The sequence below is a fragment of the Acidomonas methanolica genome (genome assembly GCF_004346035.1).
Classification (GTDB): Bacteria; Pseudomonadota; Alphaproteobacteria; order Acetobacterales; family Acetobacteraceae; genus Acidomonas; species Acidomonas methanolica.
The window spans coordinates 1-1,289 of sequence record NZ_SLZN01000093.1 but is presented as its reverse complement, the minus strand read 5'-3'; the positions used below and the strand labels follow the sequence as shown (position 1 = coordinate 1,289).

The following is a 1,289-nucleotide window of genomic DNA, read 5'->3' as shown; positions in this document are numbered from 1 at the left end:
GCCAGTCGAAAGCCGTGACCTCATCGCCGATCCGGATGTCCTCGACCGTGACATCACCGCCCGGCGTGCGAATCATCGAACCGGCAAGGAAGCAGATGACGGCGTCTCCGTTTTCCAGCCCCGCCTGATGAGTTCCAGTTGGAACATCCGAGGCGAACGTCACATCACTATATGTGACCGTTCCGCTCGATGTCGTGAGTGTAATGGACCCCTTTCCATTTGTGTTTGTATAGGTAGAAGACGTTACTTTTTCGCCGCTTATGCCGATCAAATCTCCAGAAGCGACGTTGGAAATGGAAATATTGCTTTGCGAGGCGTTGTTTGAAAGCAGAATGGTGTTTCCCGTTCCGGTCCCGACGACGACGCTCGCACCGCCATTATAGTTTCCGGACAGAACAAGCGTCGATCCACCATTGAGCGTAACCTTGGTGCCCAGATTGCTGACCGGGAGGGATGATTTTTCATTGAGAATAATGGACGCGTTATTATTGAATGACGACCCTGAAAAGCTGGAAACCGTGGTGTCGTTGAGTTCGAGAATGCCGTTACCTGAAACGTTGCAATTTTCCAGAGAATATCCGGAGATTCCATTGAGGGCAATGGTTCCTCCGGATACTCCAATGTTATTGAATGTAACGCTGGAACTATCTATGTTTAATGTGCCGGACGTAACATTTACTGACAGGTTTTCGCCAGATGAGGCGCTGGCGAAAGTTATGGCGCCGCCACTCAGATTGATATTATTTGCAGAAATTTCGGAATTTACGGTTAATGTGTCTCCAGTGTAAACATTGACGGTTCCAACAGTCACACGGGAGTTTATTGTTACGGAATAATCTGTACTTTCCGAAGAAGATCCAATGTCGACGGTATCGTTCTGCCCAGGAACACCAGATGGAGACCAGTTTCTGGCCGTATTCCAGTCGTGTGAGGCTTCCCCTGTCCATGTATAGGTTGTCATTGACAACTCCCTCTAAATCTTGATTTGCGCAAACGCCTCTGAGAGGGGTTGTCTTTTTTTGCGCAACAGTAATTGCCTTTTGGAAAGGCCTCAGCTATCACTGGTCGGCGGCACGGGAGCCCGGCATAAGCCCGCTGTGGGGTGTTTGCGCAAATCAAGATTTACGAAAAATCCGGCATGCCCTCCCTTTTTGACGAGCGAGAGGGGCAGGCCCCAACGTTCCGGACATGCGGTTCCACCGGATCGCGGCGTCAATAGCCCCGAACGGAAGGGGCTGGCCCACACGCTCCGTCCCGCCTATCATCCGCCCTGTCGGAAGGAGGCACGG

The 1,289-nt window shown here is 51.5% G+C and carries 1 pseudogene; it reads right to left on the bottom strand.

Annotated elements, in window-relative coordinates:
• A pseudogene (locus tag EDC31_RS17560) lies at positions 1–961 on the bottom strand (hypothetical protein); the annotation flags it as partial.
• Positions 962–1,289: the final 328 nt, after the last annotated feature.